At 45.9% G+C, this 19,243-nt stretch carries 18 protein-coding genes; 2 read left to right on the forward strand and 16 right to left on the reverse strand.

The features are described from left to right. Nucleotides 1–125 precede the first annotated feature (125 nt). Together AC58P7_RS16420 and AC58P7_RS16425 are read right to left on the reverse strand one after the other, a co-directional pair. On the reverse strand, nt 126–1,214 hold the full coding sequence (locus tag AC58P7_RS16420) for a LysM peptidoglycan-binding domain-containing protein (protein WP_497344615.1): 1,089 nt from the start codon (nt 1,212–1,214) through the stop codon (nt 126–128). A gap of 118 nt (nt 1,215–1,332) precedes the next feature. Further along, complete coding sequence (locus AC58P7_RS16425) at nt 1,333–2,220, reverse strand: RluA family pseudouridine synthase (RefSeq protein WP_497344617.1); 888 nt, start codon at nt 2,218–2,220, stop codon at nt 1,333–1,335. 266 nt (nt 2,221–2,486) lie between these two features. Between AC58P7_RS16425 and AC58P7_RS16430 the strand changes: the two genes are divergently transcribed. Then, a complete protein-coding gene (locus tag AC58P7_RS16430) occupies nt 2,487–3,899 on the forward strand; it encodes a phosphodiester glycosidase family protein (protein ID WP_497344619.1) in 1,413 nt (470 codons plus the stop codon). Nucleotides 3,900–3,965: 66 nt separating this feature from the next. Here AC58P7_RS16430 and hemL read toward each other — a convergent pair whose 3' ends face one another. After that, the gene (gene hemL, locus AC58P7_RS16435; RefSeq protein WP_497344620.1) at nt 3,966–5,264 is read right to left on the reverse strand and encodes a glutamate-1-semialdehyde 2,1-aminomutase; all 1,299 of its coding nucleotides are present in this window, start codon (nt 5,262–5,264) and stop codon (nt 3,966–3,968) included. A gap of 79 nt (nt 5,265–5,343) precedes the next feature. On the opposite strand from hemL, the gene AC58P7_RS16440 reads away from it, so the two are divergent. Continuing rightward, the gene (locus tag AC58P7_RS16440; protein ID WP_497344622.1) at nt 5,344–6,003 is read left to right on the forward strand and encodes a Crp/Fnr family transcriptional regulator; all 660 of its coding nucleotides are present in this window, start codon (nt 5,344–5,346) and stop codon (nt 6,001–6,003) included. 11 nt (nt 6,004–6,014) lie between these two features. Here the strand turns inward: AC58P7_RS16440 and hemG are convergent, their stop codons facing one another. From hemG to yihA, 13 genes are all read right to left on the reverse strand, one after another. Beyond that, nucleotides 6,015–7,475: a protoporphyrinogen oxidase gene (hemG, locus tag AC58P7_RS16445; RefSeq protein WP_497344623.1), complete on the reverse strand. Its 1,461-nt coding sequence runs from the start codon at nt 7,473–7,475 to the stop codon at nt 6,015–6,017. Beyond that, nucleotides 7,448–8,395, reverse strand: coding sequence for a ferrochelatase (hemH, locus tag AC58P7_RS16450; RefSeq protein ID WP_497344625.1), 948 nt, complete (start codon nt 8,393–8,395; stop codon nt 7,448–7,450). Before hemH ends, hemG begins: the two co-directional genes overlap by 28 nt. 1 nt (nt 8,396) lies before the next feature. Beyond that, nucleotides 8,397–9,461, reverse strand: coding sequence for a uroporphyrinogen decarboxylase (gene hemE, locus AC58P7_RS16455; protein ID WP_497344627.1), 1,065 nt, complete (start codon nt 9,459–9,461; stop codon nt 8,397–8,399). Nucleotides 9,462–9,619: 158 nt separating this feature from the next. Next, entirely contained in the window at nt 9,620–10,612 is a 993-nt protein-coding gene (gene hemB, locus AC58P7_RS16460; RefSeq protein WP_497344629.1) for a porphobilinogen synthase, read from the reverse strand. Then, the gene (gene cobA / locus AC58P7_RS16465) at nt 10,609–12,159 is read right to left on the reverse strand and encodes a uroporphyrinogen-III C-methyltransferase (protein ID WP_497344631.1); all 1,551 of its coding nucleotides are present in this window, start codon (nt 12,157–12,159) and stop codon (nt 10,609–10,611) included. The genes hemB and cobA overlap by 4 nt, the downstream gene beginning before the upstream one ends. After that, nucleotides 12,159–13,103 (reverse strand): hydroxymethylbilane synthase, encoded by a 945-nt coding sequence (hemC, locus tag AC58P7_RS16470; protein ID WP_497344633.1) that lies wholly within the window; start codon nt 13,101–13,103, stop codon nt 12,159–12,161. The genes cobA and hemC overlap by 1 nt, the downstream gene beginning before the upstream one ends. 13 nt (nt 13,104–13,116) lie before the next feature. Further along, nucleotides 13,117–13,860, reverse strand: coding sequence for a precorrin-2 dehydrogenase/sirohydrochlorin ferrochelatase family protein (locus AC58P7_RS16475; protein ID WP_497344635.1), 744 nt, complete (start codon nt 13,858–13,860; stop codon nt 13,117–13,119). Further along, complete coding sequence (locus tag AC58P7_RS16480; protein WP_497344637.1) at nt 13,851–14,681, reverse strand: cytochrome C assembly family protein; 831 nt, start codon at nt 14,679–14,681, stop codon at nt 13,851–13,853. The genes AC58P7_RS16475 and AC58P7_RS16480 overlap by 10 nt, the downstream gene beginning before the upstream one ends. Nucleotides 14,682–14,806: 125 nt before the next feature. Continuing rightward, nucleotides 14,807–16,210 (reverse strand): glutamyl-tRNA reductase, encoded by a 1,404-nt coding sequence (gene hemA, locus AC58P7_RS16485; protein WP_497344747.1) that lies wholly within the window; start codon nt 16,208–16,210, stop codon nt 14,807–14,809. Between the two features lie 154 nt (nt 16,211–16,364). Further along, nucleotides 16,365–16,901 carry an S-adenosylmethionine decarboxylase gene (locus AC58P7_RS16490; RefSeq protein WP_497344639.1) on the reverse strand — a complete coding sequence of 179 codons (537 nt, stop codon included), beginning with the start codon at nt 16,899–16,901 and terminating at the stop codon, nt 16,365–16,367. Between the two features lie 122 nt (nt 16,902–17,023). After that, nucleotides 17,024–17,431, reverse strand: coding sequence for an adenosylmethionine decarboxylase (gene speD, locus AC58P7_RS16495; RefSeq protein ID WP_056610310.1), 408 nt, complete (start codon nt 17,429–17,431; stop codon nt 17,024–17,026). Nucleotides 17,432–17,738: 307 nt separating this feature from the next. Next, nucleotides 17,739–18,326, reverse strand: a complete 588-nt coding sequence (locus tag AC58P7_RS16500) for a non-ribosomal peptide synthetase module (RefSeq protein ID WP_497344641.1) — start codon at nt 18,324–18,326, stop codon at nt 17,739–17,741. Nucleotides 18,327–18,569: 243 nt separating this feature from the next. Further along, nucleotides 18,570–19,229 carry a ribosome biogenesis GTP-binding protein YihA/YsxC gene (gene yihA / locus AC58P7_RS16505; protein ID WP_497344643.1) on the reverse strand — a complete coding sequence of 220 codons (660 nt, stop codon included), beginning with the start codon at nt 19,227–19,229 and terminating at the stop codon, nt 18,570–18,572. Between the last annotated feature and the right edge of the window lie 14 nt (nt 19,230–19,243).

A 19,243-nucleotide genomic window follows, 5' to 3' on the forward strand; every position in this document is an offset into this window, starting at 1 on the left:
CCTGCTTCTGCGATTGTTACTTTTATTTCATAGTATTGGGTACAAATATCTTTTGTATACGTGTCGAACATAAAGAGCCCCCAGCTGTTTAAAGCAGCCAGAGGCTCTTGCCTATGTATCGGTTATTATCTTGGGAGATAAATTACTTGACCCACAGTAATATCCTGATCACCCATACGATTCATCAACTGAAGCTCACGTGTAGTTAATTGATAACGCTTGGCGATGGATTCCAACGTATCTTCTTTTTGAACGATACACAATTTAAGTTTCCTGAATTCCTGAGACTCAGATCTACTCTGAAGAAATAATCGTCTCCACTCTACCGCATCTATCCGCGATTCCGCCTCAAGAGCCGCTTGCGCCTCTGCTTCCGCAGTCCGCTTGTCGGAAAGATACGTGCCTGCCTTTGATAATAGCGATTTGATGCCATATGGGTTAACCTCCACAGCGTCCGAAGCCTTCTTGCCAAAGGCAACTTTAAGCTCCTTTTTCTCCTCTGTAACGACCGTACTATCGGCATGGGGGGTCACCTTCAGCTCGATTTGTTCCAATTCTACCCCTACCGTGTCATCACCCATATAAGTTTCTGGTTGAGCCGCAACGATCGCTGGTTCAGGTGCAGCTGCAATCAGGGTCGGCGATGGTGTTGGTAACGGTGTAGGAAGAGGAACTGGCGTGGGCGGTGGTTGGATCACTTGTGGCGCTTGTGGCACTTGTGGCACTTGTGGTTCCTGTACTATCGGTGCTGGTGCTGGCGTGTACGGGATAACCGGCTCGGAGCGTGGATAATCAATTTGATGCACAAACGTGACTTCTTCTTCCTCTCGCCAGCTTTCCTGCGGAGCAGAAACCATTTCTACACCTTGCAGGGAGAGAACCCCGGTTACATTCAAGCTGCGAGCCGATAGAAGGTCGATATCAAAGTTCTCGATTTCCACCTGAATATCTTCTACACGATGAATGCGATTCAAGGGCAGCGTAATTTCGACAGGAATCAAATGCTCAAGTGTTCGCGGGCTCCCGCCTTCATCACTGAAGTAGTTGCCCGTAAGAAGTAAATTCCCCTTTAAGATCGCTTGATCATCCAGCGTTAGTACTTGAATATGCGGAAGTAATTCTACCTCATTTAATTCTTGTATGGCCGCCAAATTTTCCTGCAAATGCACACGTTCATAAATATCAAATCTTAAGCCTGGTTGTTGTTCAGACACCGAATGAATCCTCCCTTCCGTATAACTCGGAACATAAATCAGCACCGAATTGTTGGGTGATATACTTGATTGTCTCTAAAAGTATATGGGTGGAGGAGGCCAGGCATGACTACATTTTTTAATTTGTCGACATCTCATCTAATACTGACTTGAAATCTAACGGGTAGGGTGCATGAACAACGACCTCATTTTGCGTAATCGGATGCTTAAATAGAAGTCGTTCGCCATGAAGCGCTTGCCGGTGAAATAAACGGGAAGAACCACCGTATAAGGTATCGCCGACTAGAGGATGCCCTATATGACTCAGATGAACCCGAATCTGATGTGTTCTGCCGGTCTCCAACTCGACCTCAACAAGCGCCCCTCCCTTCATTTGCTGAAGGACTCGGAAGTGTGTAATCGCTTGATCCCCGTTCGGGACTACTCTTCGTTTGCCAGGGACATGACGGTCTTTGCCGATCGGTTCATCGATCCAACCTTCCTTGGTTTTGAACACCCCGTGAGCGATTGCCACATAGCGTCTATCAATCTGTTTCTCTCGCATGGCTTCGTCTAATAGGACGTGAGCCCATTCATTTTTGGCATACAGAATTACGCCAGTCGTATCTTGATCTAGACGATGAATATGGCGAATTCCACACGCTTGGCCAGTCGCTTCATAATAATGCACTACCGCAGAAGCAAGCGTACCACCTTGACCGACTTCAGCCGGATGGACAGACTTACCAGCTGGCTTGTTAACGACTAAAGTGAACTCATCCTCGAATAAGACGTCTAATGGGTATGGTTCTGATTTAAACGCCGCCTTTTCCTTAGGAAACACTTTTAGCCGAATTGTATTAGCTTCTACACGAATAAGTCCTTGTGAAGCTAATCGCAGAAAAAATTTGCGAGGCACAGGCAAGTAAGCCGCTAATTCTTCGACTGCACCCGGTTTAAGCGGTTTCCAGTGCTCATTCGGAAGAGGAAGCTCCAGCCATTCTCCATTTCGCGACCAGTTGATCATGATTCCATGCCTTTACGAAATGATAGGAAGATTGCTAGTAAAATGATCAGAAATACAAAAACAATCGCCATGAGGTCGATCGGAAAATCAAAAAAATAATAACGTTTCATAATATAGAACGAGCTCCTTAAGAAAGAGGGATTATGTACACTTTATTTTAACAATTACCATTACCATTTGCATGCAAAAATATGATACTATAACTCTTGTATTGTTTTTTTTCGACATTTTCTATCAATTTATTAATAGAGCAGGAGAGGTTTACCTTGGGTAGTTCAATTGCAAATCATTTTCGAAATTATAGTTGGCTGAAGCGGACTTTACTTGTTATAGCTGTATGTACATTCTTAAGTTCCAGCTTTTTATTTCTAACCCCGCCGGGTACATACATTCGCGAGTATTTGGCCAAAACAGTCATTACAACACAGCATCGTGATTGGGCATGGATCTTTGTAGGTGCTCAGCGAAGAGATCAGATGGTTCTCGAGATGCAAAATCTAACAGAGATCAACTCCATCGAGAAACAAAACTTGGAGGCCGTACAATTTAATACGAAACGTCCCATCGAAAGCTTGGTCAAAGTGGAAGATATTTCAGGTACACTTTGGAAAGGTAAACGCATGTATGTTTATGATCCGCGAACCATTCGTGTTGTCGTTCCCGCTAAGCAAGGTGAAGGTGAACGAATCACCTCCATGGTGGAGCGCACGGGAGCTGTTGCTGGTGTGAATGGTGGTGGCTTTAACGACCCAGACGGACTTGGGAACGGATTTGCCCCAATCGGTGCTATTATGTCCGGTGGTAACATCCTTTATACCGACCAAGAAGGAAGCATTGCGCAACAAATTGTTGGATTTACCAAAGAAGGTACGCTTATTATTGGTAAATACACGATCAATGAGTTGCTGAAGCTTGGCGTCTCAGAAGCTGTTTCTTTCTATCCTCGTGTAATTGCGAACGGTAAACCGCTCATTACAAGCGGTGATGGTGGTTGGGGACGCGCACCGCGAACAGCTGTTGGTCAGAAAGCGGACGGAACCGTCATCTTCATTGTCATCGACGGACGTCAAACATCAAGTGTCGGCGCAACATTGAAAGAAGTACAAGATCTATTCTTAGAAGATGACGTTATTAATGCCGGATTCCTTGATGGCGGGGCATCTTCCGAAATGGTTTACAATAATGCTTTGATTACTAAGCCATCTAGTCGCTACGGCGAGCGTCGTTTGCCATCTGCCTTCTTGGTATTTGATCATCCTGAGAAAGTTGATGTGAAGAACGTCTGGGCAGGACTAACGACGATTGATCCAGGTGGCGCCTATGATCACCCTGAGTTCCAGAAGGAGCAGGCTGCACTGAGGGCACAAGGTAAACTACCTACGCCAACACCGAAAGCAACGCCTACTCCATCGACAAAGTCAGAAAGTACGAATGAAGCAGGTAAAACTGGCGGATCTACATCGCCTTCGAGCACGGAATCATCAAAACCGAATGCGACTGAGAAGCCGTCATCAGTATCAACACCACCATCGACAAGTGCAACACCTACTCCAGGTAATGGGAACGGGGCGGGTGGCAGTACCAAACCAACGGCAACACCGTCGCCTACACCTAGTGCGACACCGAAACCTTCGAATACACCTACTGTCACTCCATCTCCTACCGTTAAACCAAATTAACTATTTAATTAAAATAGGGGCTGCTCTCACGTAGTTATACTACGGAGGGCAGCCCCTTTCTCAAGCTTATAAACGTTTCAACGCTTCTCGATGCGCTCCGATTGTTGTTTCAATATCCTCATCGGAGTGAACGGTTGATACAAACATCCCTTCAAACTGTGAAGGTGCAACCGATACACCCAAATCCAGCAGATGACCGAAGTAGGCGTTAAATCGCCCAAGGTCTGATGTTTTGGCCGTCTCATAGTTTGTCACAGCTGTTTCCGTGAAAAATGGACAAACCATGGATCCTACGCGATTGATTGTGGAGGCAATGCCGAATTCAGCTGCATTCGCAGCGAAACCTGCTTCCAACTTAGCAGACCGACGTTCTAACTCCTCGTATACGTTCGGCTCACCCAATAACGATAACGTTGCAAAACCTGCTGCCATAGCGAGGGGATTTCCAGATAAAGTACCTGCTTGGTAAATCGGACCCGCTGGCGCAATCTGTTCCATAATGTCCAAGCGACCGCCATAGGCACCTACAGGAAGCCCACCGCCAATCACTTTGCCTAGACAAGTTAAATCAGGTATGACGCCGTATAAACCCTGTGCACAGTTCTTATGCACACGGAACCCCGTCATAACCTCATCAAAGATCAACAAGGAGCCGTATTGCTTGGTAATGTCACGAAGGCCTTGCAGGAAGCCTGCCGCGGGAGGAACAACCCCCATATTCCCTGCAATGGGTTCAACGATAAGCGCCGCGATTTCTTCGCCAAACTTTTCAAAAGCCAGCTTCACGGACTCCAAATCGTTGTAAGGAACCGTAATCGTATTTGACGCCACACTGCTAGGAACACCAGGACTATCCGGTAATCCAAGCGTTGCAACGCCAGAACCAGCCTTAATCAGCAAGGAATCTGCATGCCCGTGATAGCTTCCTTCGAATTTCATAATCTTGTCGCGTTTCGTAAATCCGCGGGCAAGACGCAACGCACTCATGGTTGCTTCCGTTCCTGAATTAACCATACGCACCATGTCAATAGACGGTACACGATCAATAACAAGCTTCGCCATCTCTGTCTCTAGCAGCGTCGGAGCTCCGAAGCTCGTCCCTTTAATAGCTGTAGCTTGAATAGCTTCCAAAACAGTAGGATGAGCATGCCCAACGATTAATGGTCCCCACGATCCAACATAGTCAATGAATGAATTCCCATCAATATCCGTTACCCGGGAGCCAGATCCACTCTCCATGAATAAAGGTGTTAAGCCTACCGATTTAAAAGCGCGAACCGGACTGTTAACCCCTCCAGGAATCAGCTTTCTTGATTCTTGAAAAGCAGCCGCTGATCGTTTGTCGATTCTGCTCGAATTTCCCATTATTTAGCCCCCAATAACGTGATCTTATGATAAAATAAGGTAATAACCTACCTATATACCTACAAAGGCGGTACACTCCATGCTTGAGCTTATCAAAAAAGTCCCTTTATTTGCCCAATTAAATGAGCAGCAACTGAACGCCTTAGTTCAAATATGTACTAGGCGTACTTATAAATCGGGTACCATCTTATTTTCAGAAAAAGAAATCGGCTCTGTCTTCTATATGGTTCTTAGCGGCTCTGTTAAGATCTTCACGACGAGCAGTTCAGGTGAGGAAAAAATACTATCCATCTGCAAAACTAGCGAAAGCTTCGGTGAGCTCTCCCTTATTGACGGCAAACCGCGTTCTGCTTCTGCTCAGACCTTAGAAGAATGTATCTTATTAACCATTACAGGACAGAGCTTCCTTGAATTGCTTCGTACTCATTTTGACATTAGCTTAGGTATCATGCAAGAGCTTAGCAATCGACTGCGGGATACGAATCAGCAAGTCCATGACCTGACCTTCCTAGATGCAAGAACACGCGTTATCAAAAGCTTGATCAAAATGGCGAATTCCCATGGCTTGCGTAAAGGCACCACAATCGTTATTAAGCTTGTTCTGAACTTTGATGAAATCTCACAGCTTGCTGGTGTTCAGAAATCAACGCTCATGCAAGTCATTCGTGATCTCGAGGAGAAGAAAATTTTGACGATATCCTCCTCTGAATTCACACTGGATCTGACCAAACTACGGTAATTAACGAACTCTTACCTCTGTTCAAGGACAAGTTCTGCAAGCTGATTAGCAGCCTCTTTTCCTTGCCGTATACAATCGGGCAGTCCGACTCCATGAAACCCTGCACCTGTGACTAGGACTCCTGGCATAGTTGCCATAAGCTCATGTCGGAAATGAGCTAACTCCTCCAAATGGCCAACAGGGTATTGCGGCATCGAATGCATCAATCTCGTCACTTCAGCGAATCGCGGTTCAGCCACGATCCCAAGTAGATCCTTAATATCGTGACGTGCTTTACTTATTAATTGCTCATCGGACCATGCTGGCCATTCTTGCTCGCCAGAACGACCTATATAGCATCGCAGCAGTACTTTACCTTCAGGCGCAGCATGCAGCCACTTCGCTGAGGTTAACGTGCAGGCCGTAATGGTATACCCTTCATGTTTAGGCACGAGAAAACCGGAGGCATCCAGTTCAAATGGAATATCTTTACGGTCAAAAGCCATGATCACGTTAGCTACAGATATATAATCAATCTTCGCAAGTTTGCTCGCTGCCGGCAGCTCCGAAAGCAGCTTCGCCGCTTGATACGTTGGCGTGGTCACAATGACCCCATCAACGCTCTCTCGATGACCGTCTTCAAACGTAACTTCTGCTTGTTGCCCCTCTAAGCTTCGCACCGACTCTACGCCAACACCAGAACGTAAATCCACCGTACCCAATGCCTCTACTAGACCTGTCACTAACGATTGGAGCCCTCGCTTAAATGTCACAAAAACCGAATTGCGCACAGCTGCAGGCAAATGTGCAGATTCCTCGGTCACATTTTTGCGACTCGCCATCATCCCCAGAATTAAGCTGCGGTTCTTCTGCTCCATAGCCCGAAACTGCGGGAATGTTGACTTTAAACTCAGCTTATAGGTATCACCCGCATAAATACCTGCAAGCAGCGGCTCAACAATTCGCTCAAGCACTTCTTTACCTAATCGGCGCTCCAGAAAATGTCCAAGCGACTCATCTGTGGCGATATCCCGTTTCGGCAAAACCAAATCCATGGCAGCTCGTAGCTTGCCAACGGGAGAAATTAGGCCTGTCTTCACAAATGGCGACATTTGCGTCGGAATCCCGAGGACTAGGCCAGGCGGCATACGATGCAGCTTTCGCCCACGAACAATGTAGGTTTTCTTGGCTTTTGGATTCGTACCTGTTAACTCATTTTCCAGTCCGAGATCATAAGCCAAATCAATAATGGGACGTTTACGCGCTAGAAAGGAATCAGGTCCCTTCTCGATTACGAAGCCATCTCGCTTAATGGTATGAATTTTCCCGCCGAACGAAGGGGATTTCTCCACAACCGAAATGCGGAAGGGAGCACCCGCCGTTTCTAAACGCTTTTTCAAATAAAAAGCAGCGCTTAGACCCGTTATGCCCCCGCCTATAATCATGTAATGAGGCACGTTCGTACTCATTGGGACTTCCCAATCTCTTGCCATTTTTTATATACAACATCGCTCAACGTTTCCATGTATTGAGGATCGGTATTGAGTGACTCCGTACGTTCCAAATGCACGACTAACTCTTTCGCCAACGCTTGCGCTTCAATATCGATATCATAGAGTACTTCTAAATGATCCGAAACGAACCCGATCGGGCACAGTAAGATTTTATCCACGCCTTCTTCTTGCTTGATGGTACGCATAACGTCCAAAATATCCGGACCTAGCCAAGGCATCGCTGTCTGCCCCGCACTCTGCCAACCAAACTGCCAATTCGTTAAACCTACACGATCTGCAAGAGCTTTGGACGTTGCCAGCAATTGATCCGGATACGGATCTTTCATCTCCAGAATTTTCTCTGGCAAACTGTGAGCTGTAAAAATGACCCGCACATCATTGCGATCCGCTTCTGCAAATTTCCCCAAAGCGTTCTCAACTCGTGTTTGCAAGGCATCCAGCAATTTCACATGAAGATGATAATCCAGAACGAAGGTCATTTTAAGACCTAAGGCTTCTGCTTTATCCTTCGCTCTCTTCACATACCCGCCAACACTCATCGTCGAGTAATGAGGCGCTAGAACGACCCCTACGGCCTCTCTGATGCCGTCCTTAACCATCTGTTCAACGCCGTCCTCTACGTAGGGTTGAGCGTGCTTAAGGCCTTGGTAGCAGACGAATTCAAGCTCAGGATGCTCTTGGCGCAACGTCGCTTCAAGTCCTTTAACTTGTTTATTCGTATTTTCACGCAACGGGAAGAAACCACCGACAATGGCCTCATAACGCGTCGTTAATTCATGTAATTGCTCAGGGGTCGGCGGATGGCCGCGTCTGATATGTGTGTAATACGCTTCAACTTGATCCAAACTTTCCGGCGTACCATACGACATCACTAATACACCAATACGAGTTTTGCTCATATTAAACACCACTCTTTTCTGCCTGCTGGGTTAAAACGGAATGCGAATAACTATGAATAAACGTCGTTAATTCTTTCAATTTCTCAAGCGATGCTTCTGGGAATAAGCCATGTCCTAAGTTGAAAATAAACCCTGGCTGCTTCATTCCTTCATCCATAATCGCTTTCGCTTGCGCTTCAATCACGCTCATCGGCGCGGTTAAGATATAAGGGTCCAAGTTTCCTTGCACCGCATAACGATTCTGAAGTCTTTCACGACCAACGGAAATCGGAACCCGCCAATCCAGACCAATTACATCCGCTTGAATCGTCGTCAGATAGGGAAGTAACTCCCCGGAACTCACGCCTGGGAAATAAATTTTCGGTTCTTTCAAATCCGAAAGCTCTTGGAAAATTCGCATCATGGTTGGCCTTACATAGACGTCGAAATCGGCTGGAGAGAGTGCACCCACCCAGCTATCGAAAACTTGAACGGCTTTCGCCCCAGAGGCGATATGCGCACGTAGATACGTGATGACCATATCCCCCAGCTTATCCATTAACGCGAACCAGACCGCTGGCTCCGAATACATCATTTGCTTGGTACGAATATAGCTCTTGGAAGGTCTTCCTTCGATCAAATAGCTGGCGATTGTAAATGGAGCACCGGCGAACGAAATCAACGGAACTTCCAATTCTTTATCTAAAATGCGAATCGTTTGAAGAATGTGGGATAAGTCCTTCTCTACATCAATAGGACGAAGACGTTCAACATCTTGAGCCGTACGGACAGGCGTATGTATAACAGGACCGATATCTTTGACAATATCAAAGTCAACACCAAGCGAAGCCACAGGGTTCATGATGTCCGAGTACAAAATCGCGGCATCAACGCCAAGCTTCTTGATCGGCATCATTGTGACTTCAGCTGCAAGCTCTGGCTGCTGACAAATTTCGAGCAAGGAGTACTTTTCCTTGATCTTACGGTAGTCAGGATCATAGCGACCTGCTTGACGCATATACCACACGGGGAGCGTATCTACCTGTTCTTTCCGACATGCTTTTATAAAATTATCGTTATAACTCATGAGGCACCTTCCTCTTGTTTCCATCTATTCTCATCCATTATGCCCTAATTATACCCCTCTCACAACCGAGGTAAGCTTACCTATTGCGACAAAAGTATGACAAAAGAACCACTTGAACTCCGTTTTAGATCACAGAGGACAAATGGTTCATTAACTCATTAATTTTGCAAGTATCGTGCAATATCCTTGGCGAAATATGTCAGGATTATGTCTGCTCCCGCACGTTTGAAGCTAGTCATTGTTTCCATCACAATGGCTTCTTCATTCACCCAACCTTGCTTCGCAGCCGCCTTCACCATGGCGTACTCTGCGCTCACATTGTAAGCTACAACAGGTAAGTCAAAGTTATCTTTCAGCATGCGGATAATATCCATGTAAGCGAGCGCTGGCTTCACCATAAGGAAATCAGCTCCCTCGATGACATCGCTTGACGCTTCACGAAGGGCTTCACGGCTGTTAGCCGGATCCATTTGATACGTTTTCCGATCGCCGAATTGCGGTGTGGAATGTGCAGCATCACGGAATGGACCGTAGTAGGCAGATGCATATTTGACGGAATACGCCATGATCGGCGTGTTCTCATAGCCAGCCTCATCGAGTCCAGAGCGTATCGCTTGCACATAGCCGTCCATCATATTGGAAGGGGCGATGATATCAGCACCCGCTTTGGCCTGTGACACGGCGGTGCGAACGAGAAGCTCAAGGGAAGGGTCGTTTGCGACATCCGCTTGCCCAGTAATCGGGTGGTGATGAATAACCCCGCAATGGCCCGTATCTGTAAATTGGCATAAGCACGTATCTGCGATAATCAGCAAATTAGGGTTAAGTTCTTTAATAAACCGTGTAGCTTGCTGAACGATTCCATCATCCATAAATGCGGAAGTACCAGTCGCATCTTTATGATCCGGCACTCCGAATAAAAGAATCGCTTGAATACCTAGCTGTGTGATTTCATCGATTTCTTCTTTCAGACGATCTAATGAAAAATGATACACCCCAGGCATCGATGCAATTTCTGACTTTACATTCGTGCCATGAGTAACAAAGATCGGTTGAACCACATCGTTAACCGTTACTTGATTCTCACGAACGAGATTACGAATGGCTGCATTTCCGCGTAAGCGGCGGTTACGAACGATTGGGAAACTCATGATGGATTTCCGCCTCCTTGAATCATGCTTTGTACCAAAGAAGCAACGGTCGCTTCTTCAGCCGTATATGTGATCGACAAGCCCGCTTGAATCACGGTTTCTGCCGTTTTGGGACCTATAACTGCTATTTCTACGCCTTGCAGCAACGATAACGGATCTTCCATGCCGAGTTGCTTTAGAGCATCGAGTAAATTCGTAACCGTAGATGAGCTTGTAAAAGTAATGATATGAATGCTTTGATTTTGTAAAAGATGAATAATCTCTTCTCCGTCATCGGTGGTCAGCACATTCTCATACACATCCACTTCCGTAACTTCGAGGCCAAGCTCCTTCAGTTTAGAAGGCAAATAATCACGTGCCAAGTCAGCTGTCGGCAGCAGCACCTTCTGACCCGCGTTCAAATCCCCTTGAATGGCATCTAAGATGCCTTCCCCTTGATACTTGGTTGGGAGTATGTCAGCAATGATACCTCGCTCCGCAAGCGCTTCTGCTGTCTTAGGACCGACGGCCGCAATGCGCGCGTTACCCATCTTGCGAACATCGATGCCTTTCTCCCGCATTCTGCGGAAGAAGAATTCGACACCATTCGCGCTCGTGAGTAGAATCCAGTCAAATTCCTGCAGTCTTTCGAGTGCGAGATCCAACGCTTGCTGAGCTTCCGGGCGACTTGGAGGCTGCAATCGAATAACAGGGAACTCGACGGGCTCTCCGCCCAGATCATCGATGAGGTCCACAAGTTCACTCGCTTGACTCCGAGCTCTCGTAACGAGTACTCGCTTGCCAAACAGCGGCTTCTTCTCCATCCAAGCCAGCTTCTCACGAAGCTTAACAACCTCACCCACAATAATGACAGCAGGTGATTTGAAGTTTGCTTCTTTAACCTTCTCAGTGATATCCGCTAGGGTACCTGTGATGGTCGCTTGATCCGCCCATGTCCCCCATCTGACAAGAGCAACAGGCATTTCTGGCGGCTTACCACAGCGAATCAACTCACGGCATATTTGCTCTAGATTGGCAACACCCATCAGGAATACCATCGTGCCAATCGCTTTAGCCAGATGCTCCCAATTGAGGGAAGAATATGTTTTGTTCGGGTATTCATGGCCCGTTACGATTGCAACTGAAGAAGTAAAATCACGATGCGTAACAGGGATTCCTGCATAGGCCGGCACGGCAATCGACGAAGTGATCCCTGGGATTATATCATAGGTAACGCCGTTATCTGCGAGAAGCTCTGCTTCTTCCCCTACGCGTCCGAATACACTAGGATCTCCACCCTTAAGTCGTGTTACTATTTTGCCTTGTAGGGCCAAATCTACAAGTAATTGATTGATTTCTTCTTGCTTTAATATATGTTTATCTGGCAGCTTGCCAACAAAGATGAGTTCTGCTTCTGGTCTTCGATGCTTTAATAAGCGTGGATTGGCAAGACGATCATAGACGATAACGTCTGCTCTCTGAATAGCTTCCATTCCACGAACCGAGATAAGCTTAGGGTCGCCAGGACCCGCTCCAACAAGAAAAACTCTTCCTTTGTTCACAGCCATCACTCCCTCACCTCAGCTAGAATCTTTTCAGCCCCTTGTGCGATCAGCTTCTCCGCAACTAGCGCACCTAATGCTTCCGGGGCGTTACCGGAAGCCGTTTCCTTGAGCATGGTCACACCATCCGGCGTTCCGACCATGCCTGTAAGGGTCAGCAGCGGGCCGTCCCCGCTGCCCTTCTCGTTCACGCTCGCGTATGCGCCGAGCGGCACCTGGCAGCCTCCATTGAGTCTGCCGAGGAAAGCCCGCTCCGCTCGCACCGCGAGCGCCGTTGGTTCATGCTGGAACTTGCTCAGCAAGTCCAGCACGAACGTGTCGTTGCCGCGGCACTCGATGCACAGCGCTCCCTGCCCTACGGCAGGGAGGCATAGCTCGGGCGGCAAGTACGCACTGATGCGATCTTGCCAGCCGATCCGGTGCAAACCGGCGGCAGCAAGCATAATCGCATCGAAGTTCTCTTCTTCGAGCTTGCGCAGCCTCGAATCAATGTTGCCCCGGATCGACTCGATCCGGAGGTCCGGGCGGTGGTGCTGCAGCTGGCTAGCGCGGCGCAGCGAGCTTGTGCCGACGAGCGCGCCTTGCGGCAGCTCGTCCAACGAGCTGTGGCCGCGAGTGATCAGCGCATCGCGCGCATCCTCGCGCTTCGGAATCGCGCCTACAACGAGTCCTTCGGGTAGCTCGAAGGGCATATCTTTCATGCTATGGACGGCGATATCAATCTCGCCATCTGTCAATGCCTGTTCGATTTCCTTAACGAACAAGCCTTTGCCTCCGACCTTGGATAACGTAACGTCCAGGATACGATCGCCCTTTGTTACAATTTTCTTGATTTCAAATTGACACTCAATGCCATGCTCTTTCGCAAGCTGTTTCAATAGCTCCACAGCTTGTCCCGTTTGGGTCAGTGCTAAGGCGCTCTGCCTAGTTCCTACAATAATCGTTTTCATTCGTCTCCGCCTCCTATACCTGCTGCCCTAACTCATTGATGAATGACCAAGAAGGCAGTCCGATCTGTACCTGCTCTTGTGTTTGCATCCAAGCGGCGCTATGTAATGCTATGTAAAACTTCTCTTTCCAGTCTTCAAACGTCCCCAGACGGATCAAACGCATGAGATCCCAGGCAAGCATTTCTTTGAATAAGCCTTGTCTAGCTTCTTTATCCTTCACCTTGCTCTGAATCAACAGACGGGTTTCACTTAGAAAATCCAAATAGATTTCATACTCTTCACCGTATGCGGTATCGAGTTCTTTGGCAATTTTACGTGCCGCTGAAGGACTTGCTCCCCCTGTAGACACCGTAATGACCAACTTACCTCGACGAACAACGGAAGGTAAAATAAATGAACTTAGCTCTGGTTGATCTACCATATTAACAAGAATACCATACGCATTGGCATCCTGTGCGATCTGCCTATTCACGCTGGCTTGATTCGTTGCGGCGATCACCAACGTAAAGCTTTGCTCGTTCTGACTTATCCATATAGATGATTCGTACGGCTGCCTAATCAATACCACATTGGAGCCCATCCCCAACTCCATGATCCCTGCCGTAAACTCGGTACTTACTAGCGTGACTAAGGCACCTGCCCCAAGCAACGATCGCAATTTTCGTTCCGCAATCGGACCGCCGCCAACGATCAAGCACTGGCGTCCAGCTAAATTCACCATAATCGGATAAGGATGTTCCCAGTGATTTAGCTCCATATCCAACCATGGAAACCAGAAACAAGATTCGAAACAACGAAATTCAAGACCACGATACAGAAGGCTGCTAAGTTCCACACGGCCAGCTTATTGCCCGAGATCCGCATGGATTTATGTTGAAATAAGTAAAAAGCGTATGCCGCTAATACGAAGAAGGAGTTAATTACTTTGGGATCATAGAGCAGGTTCCGGTCACCCTCAAGAATAACCCAAACCACTCCAAGACTTAGGGCCATTAAAAGCAGCGGCCCTCCGATAATGACTGACAAGTACGTATAATGCTCAATTTTCTCAAGGGAAGGCAATCGCATGACAGCCTGTGAAAAATTTTTAGTTTTCAATCTTTTATGTAAGAATACGTACATGCCTGAGAAGATGGCGGCAATCGAAAATGCAGCATAACTGCCAATGGCTAATGAAATATGAATAAATAATAGCTCATCATTGATGTTCCATCCGGATTTGATCGGCATAACATGCGGATTTCCGAATATATTTAGCGCGAGAATCGCGAAGCCGAGTACATTCACAAAAAACACAAACAATTCAATACGGAAAAAGCGATTGATAATCAACGAAATCGTGACGATTAGCCACGAAAACATGAACAGGACGTCGGAACGCACGAAAGCCCACTCTGTCAAATGACTATATAAACTGATAGCCAAGTAAGCGGTTTGCAAAACCCATACAAACAAAAGCAGCCCCGTCCCCATCCGTTTCGCGCTTCGGCTCGCATTGGCGAAATCCGAAAAGTAAAACAGTAGGCTCAGGGCATACATATAAATCATCGCATCAAACAACCAGCTACGTGTTACCATGGCACCTCTCCTAGGCGGTTAGCGCCTTTTAATTGAAATAAACGACTACATCGTCCAACTAGGACGAGTGCGTTTATCCAAAAATATAAGCATCGTATTACGTGAAACGTATACTTACTTATATTTCAAGATGGGGCTAGAACATCCGCGTTCTGTAAACCACGTAGGGACAGCTTGTCATCTAACGATTGTTTACTTTCCGCTTTGTTAAAGCCAGACTCTAGCTCTTGTGCTATTTGATCTGCCTGTTCTTGTTGTTTAAGCGTATCTTCTAGGGCGAAAAGCTTGGTAAATATCTCGAGGGCATCGTCGCCATGACGCTCTCCTGCCATTTCCTTGATCCGTAAGATCGGATCACGCAACACTTGATTCACAATGCTCTTCGTTAATTTACGGATCACTTTAATTTCACGTTCATCCAGATCCGTCAGCTTATTCAGCATGTTTTCCATGGTTTCTTCATGAATCTGATTTGCTTTCGTTTGCAGCGCACTAATGAGTGGACTTACCCCCAGGGTCTTCGTCCATTGATCAAATGCTGCAATTTCTGAACCAATCATGACCTCAATCTTGGCTGCTTCTTTTTTTCTTTCCTGTAAATGCTTATCGACAATATGTTCCAAGTCATCAATATCGTAAAGGAACACATTCGGTAAGCCGCTAATTTCAGGATCTAGATCACGCGGAACCGCGATATCCATCATGAAAAGCGGACGGGATTTTCTCTTTTGCACATAGGACTGAATATCATTCTTGGTGAGAACGTAACCCGGAGCACCTGTAGAGCTAATGATAATATCCACTTCAGGTAAATACTTCGTCATGTCATCTAGCGTAGAAGCAACACCACTGAATTTACCGGCTAATTCCATCGCACGTTCCAATGTACGGTTCACCACGATGACTTTGTTCGCGCCATTGGCATAGAGGTGTTTCACGGTTAACTCACTCATCTTACCAGCACCAATAATCATAACTGTTTTGTTCACATAGCTGCCGAAGATCCGTTTACCAAGTTCAACTGCCGCATAACTAATGGAGACAGGATTATTGCTGATGCCCGTCTCGGAATGTGCTTTCTTCGCTAGCGTAATCGCTTGTTTAAACAAGGTGTTGAAATACGACCCCGTCGCTTTCAATTGTTGAGACGCTAAAAAAGCATCCCGTACTTGTCCTAGAATCTGCGTTTCCCCGATAACCATCGAGTCTAACCCTGTTGTAACGGTAAACAGATGCTCAATCGCTTTTTCATTTTCATACGTATATAAATGTTTCTGGAACTCATCCTTCTTCACTTGAAACCAACGCTCAATAAAGTGAGTCAAATAATGGCTGCACAACTGAGGTCGATCCACGACAGCATAAATTTCGGTGCGATTGCAGGTGGCAACAATGACACATTCTAAAATGCTCTTCGTCTCTTTCAATTCCGCAATTGCCTTCGGTAAATCTTGGTCAGAGAACGCAAACTTCTCACGAATTTCCACCGGGGCTGTCCGATAATTTAAACCAACTGAGATAATATGCAACGTTACCACCTGCCTTTCCGTCTTTTCATGACTCATTATAGCACAGCAACACATACATTCCGACAAATTTTTTGAATAAATTATGAATGCTTCGTACTGATCGTTAGTTTTAACAGCTCTTTGCTCCTCTATACCTTATGGTGTCCAGAATTTCCTATTGAAGCCCTTTTTTTCTTAAAAATGAAGTCAACTCGCGATCTAACTTCGACAACTCTGTGTTCTGGGATGAAATGATATCACCATTCGAGGCCATCATCTTCTCATACACCTCATACATGCCATCCCATGCCTTCTGGGTTTCCTTTAAGGTTATGGTCTCATCTGCCTTCAAGGGTCTGGCTCCACCAAGCTGAAGCCGTTGTATGTATTGACTTAACTGTCCCATAAAGCTGAGCGCAGTCAGCTCTTCTCTCCCACCTGCCGCGAGTATAAGACGCTCATGTGTATACTCTGCAGAATAAAGCGCTTGTTTCACTCGCTCAAGATCATTCGTATTTTTACTCTGAGAGGCTTCTTCCAAGCTGCTTTTCAAAATTTCCATTTGGAAAAGCGATACCTGAAACAATAAATGTGTCGCATCATGATCTTCCTTATGGTGCCCTAGCATTTGTGAAAGTTGATAAATAGGCCATATGATCAGAAAGAGCACAAACCCGTAGATCACTGCTTTTCTTAGTAGTTTCTGCTTCAACCCTTTTCCCCCACTCCATATGAACTGGACATGTATCGCCGCCAATACCATTCTATGGGTGTCTGAACAAACAAATAACCACGGATTTCTCCGTGGTTATCGTTATGGTCAGGTGCAGAATTTTATTTAACAAGCTCTGCTTGCTTTATTTCAGGAGTTTCTACTTGTAATTCACCCATTCCGCGAACAAGTTTCTTCGCATAGAACGTTTCTGGTTTTAGTACGGATACCATAAAGTCGATTGCTAATTGAGGGTCGACTGTCTCACCGCATGTATAACAATCAAGTGCGGCAAAACCTCTCTCAGGATAAGTATGAATGGAGAGATGACTCTCGGACAACATAACAAGAACTGTTGCTCCTTGTGGTTCGAATTGCTTGGATTGTACAGATAAAACAGTTGCGCCACATACCTCGGCAGCTTCAACCATCTGAGCTTGCAGCCATTCTGCATTGTTCAGAAGTTCAAAATCTACCCCCCAAGTATCAACAGCAACGTGTCTTCCGAAAGTTGAGTATTCTGTTTCCATCTTTCGGTTCCCCCTTCCTAGGAATAAAATGTGTGAAAAAAATTTCATCCGCTAGGACCTACGTCATTCACTTCCCGAGGGTATAATCTCTCGCAACATTCAATGTCCTGAGTGAATCCTGGTTCCTATATTGTTTCAACGAGAATAAAAATAACATCTATCGACGAGAAATGCAATAGTTTTTTTTGCTAATTGCGATCTGACACATCGACGCCATATCTAAATTATGTCGATAAGTACTTTCATGTGCGTCAAAACAAAAAGAGACCCAAAAATGGGTCCCTATAACTATGTCATGTATGAGTGGTTATGCCTCCAAAACAAACAAACGGTGGGTTAGTTCATTGAGGCGAATGTCAATCTGCTGGTGTTCTTCCCGTTCCTGCATCATGTTGCGCAAATCAAGAAGATGATTGATTTGATCATAGATCATTTCAATTTCTTGCTCCACTTCTCTCTTCTGGAACATCATCTGCATGAGACCAATGGTATCTTTGTACTCATAAATAATCGTTAATGATTGACCTTTGACTTCCTCAATCTTCACAACGGTTCCGCGTTCATAATAATAAACCATTGTGTAGCTAGGGTAAATCCGATTCACCTTTGCACTGCCTTTGAATTCCGATACTGCTTTTCGCATTAAATTAGCTAATAAGGTATTACTTAATCTGCAGGATCCTGTGCATTCATATAGGCCCGATTTCTTTTCAAATGAGAGAACAATTTCTTGACCTTCGCCATCTTGAAAAACAACCTCTTGATTCCCGTTTTCCAAAACTTTGACTTGCAGTGTCACTTGATGGTCCACAAACATTTGAAAAAACTTCAACATATCGGCTTCTGTTAACTGGAGGCAGGTTTTGACATATTCAGTCGCTAACCTTTGTGCCATAAAAATCCCTCGATTCTTTGTTTTCAAGCCATTAACTATTACCTTGTTTATTATTATACTACATGAGTGGCGAATATTCCTGCCCGCAATCCATGATAATCAGCCAAATATTCTGAAAAAAGCTTGATAAACTGGAATGCCATCAAATTTCCCCCAGATTACCTCGCTTTCCCGTATACTTCTTTTTGATTTCCTCTATCTTTTAATGCTTTCCGCTTATATACGTAAAAAACCGCCCTAAAATTAGGACGGCCCCGGATCGGTTACGACAGTTGTTACATCTTCATCGGGTGGAGCTACTTGCTCCACTGGCTCGCCATAAGCAATCGCTTGCTCTAAAATTTCCCATAGCTCATCTTTACCAAGCCCTAGCTCGGAAGAGAACATAAGTGGCTGAACCCCTTTATCCATTCCTAATGTTTCACGCACAATTTTCAAGTGCTTTGGCCATCTGCTCTTAGGGATCTTGTCCGCTTTGGTCGCAACCACTAGAACAGGTACATCCATGTGGCGAAGCCACTCGTACATCGCTTGATCATCTTTGGACGGCGGATGTCTAAGATCGACTAACTGCATCACAAGGCGCAAAGGCTCACGATTCAATAAGTAGCTTTCAATAAATTTGCCCCATTGCTCACGCTTGGTTTTGGATACCTTCGCATAGCCATATCCGGGAAGATCTACGAAATATAAGTCCTGATTAATTTTATAATAGTTAAGTGTTTGTGTTTTGCCCGGTTGTGAACTGGTTCTAGCTAAGTTTTTACGAGAAATCAAACAGTTAATGAGTGACGATTTCCCGACATTAGAACGCCCTGCCAGCGCAATCTCTGGCAAGGCATCTTCTGGATATTGGCTAGGTCCAACCGCACTGATGATAAACTCAGCTTGATTGACTTTCATGAATGTTCAACTAC

The sequence above is a fragment of the Paenibacillus sp. J22FR5 genome (assembly GCF_059691975.1).

Coding starts and splice junctions, on each gene's coding strand:
- AC58P7_RS16425 (WP_497344617.1), bottom strand. CDS start 2,220: ATGATCAACTGGTCGCGAAATGGAGAATGGCTGGAGCTTCCTCTTCCG.
- hemL (WP_497344620.1), bottom strand. CDS start 5,264: ATGGGAAATTCGAGCAGAATCGACAAACGATCAGCGGCTGCTTTTCAA.
- AC58P7_RS16440 (WP_497344622.1), top strand. CDS start 5,344: ATGCTTGAGCTTATCAAAAAAGTCCCTTTATTTGCCCAATTAAATGAG.
- hemG (WP_497344623.1), bottom strand. CDS start 7,475: ATGGCAAGAGATTGGGAAGTCCCAATGAGTACGAACGTGCCTCATTAC.
- hemH (WP_497344625.1), bottom strand. CDS start 8,395: ATGAGCAAAACTCGTATTGGTGTATTAGTGATGTCGTATGGTACGCCG.
- hemE (WP_497344627.1), bottom strand. CDS start 9,461: ATGAGTTATAACGATAATTTTATAAAAGCATGTCGGAAAGAACAGGTA.
- hemB (WP_497344629.1), bottom strand. CDS start 10,612: ATGAGTTTCCCAATCGTTCGTAACCGCCGCTTACGCGGAAATGCAGCC.
- cobA (WP_497344631.1), bottom strand. CDS start 12,159: ATGGCTGTGAACAAAGGAAGAGTTTTTCTTGTTGGAGCGGGTCCTGGC.
- hemC (WP_497344633.1), bottom strand. CDS start 13,103: ATGAAAACGATTATTGTAGGAACTAGGCAGAGCGCCTTAGCACTGACC.
- AC58P7_RS16475 (WP_497344635.1), bottom strand. CDS start 13,860: ATGGAGCTAAATCACTGGGAACATCCTTATCCGATTATGGTGAATTTA.
- AC58P7_RS16480 (WP_497344637.1), bottom strand. CDS start 14,681: ATGGTAACACGTAGCTGGTTGTTTGATGCGATGATTTATATGTATGCC.
- speD (WP_056610310.1), bottom strand. CDS start 17,431: ATGGAAACAGAATACTCAACTTTCGGAAGACACGTTGCTGTTGATACT.
- AC58P7_RS16500 (WP_497344641.1), bottom strand. CDS start 18,326: ATGGCACAAAGGTTAGCGACTGAATATGTCAAAACCTGCCTCCAGTTA.
- yihA (WP_497344643.1), bottom strand. CDS start 19,229: ATGAAAGTCAATCAAGCTGAGTTTATCATCAGTGCGGTTGGACCTAGC.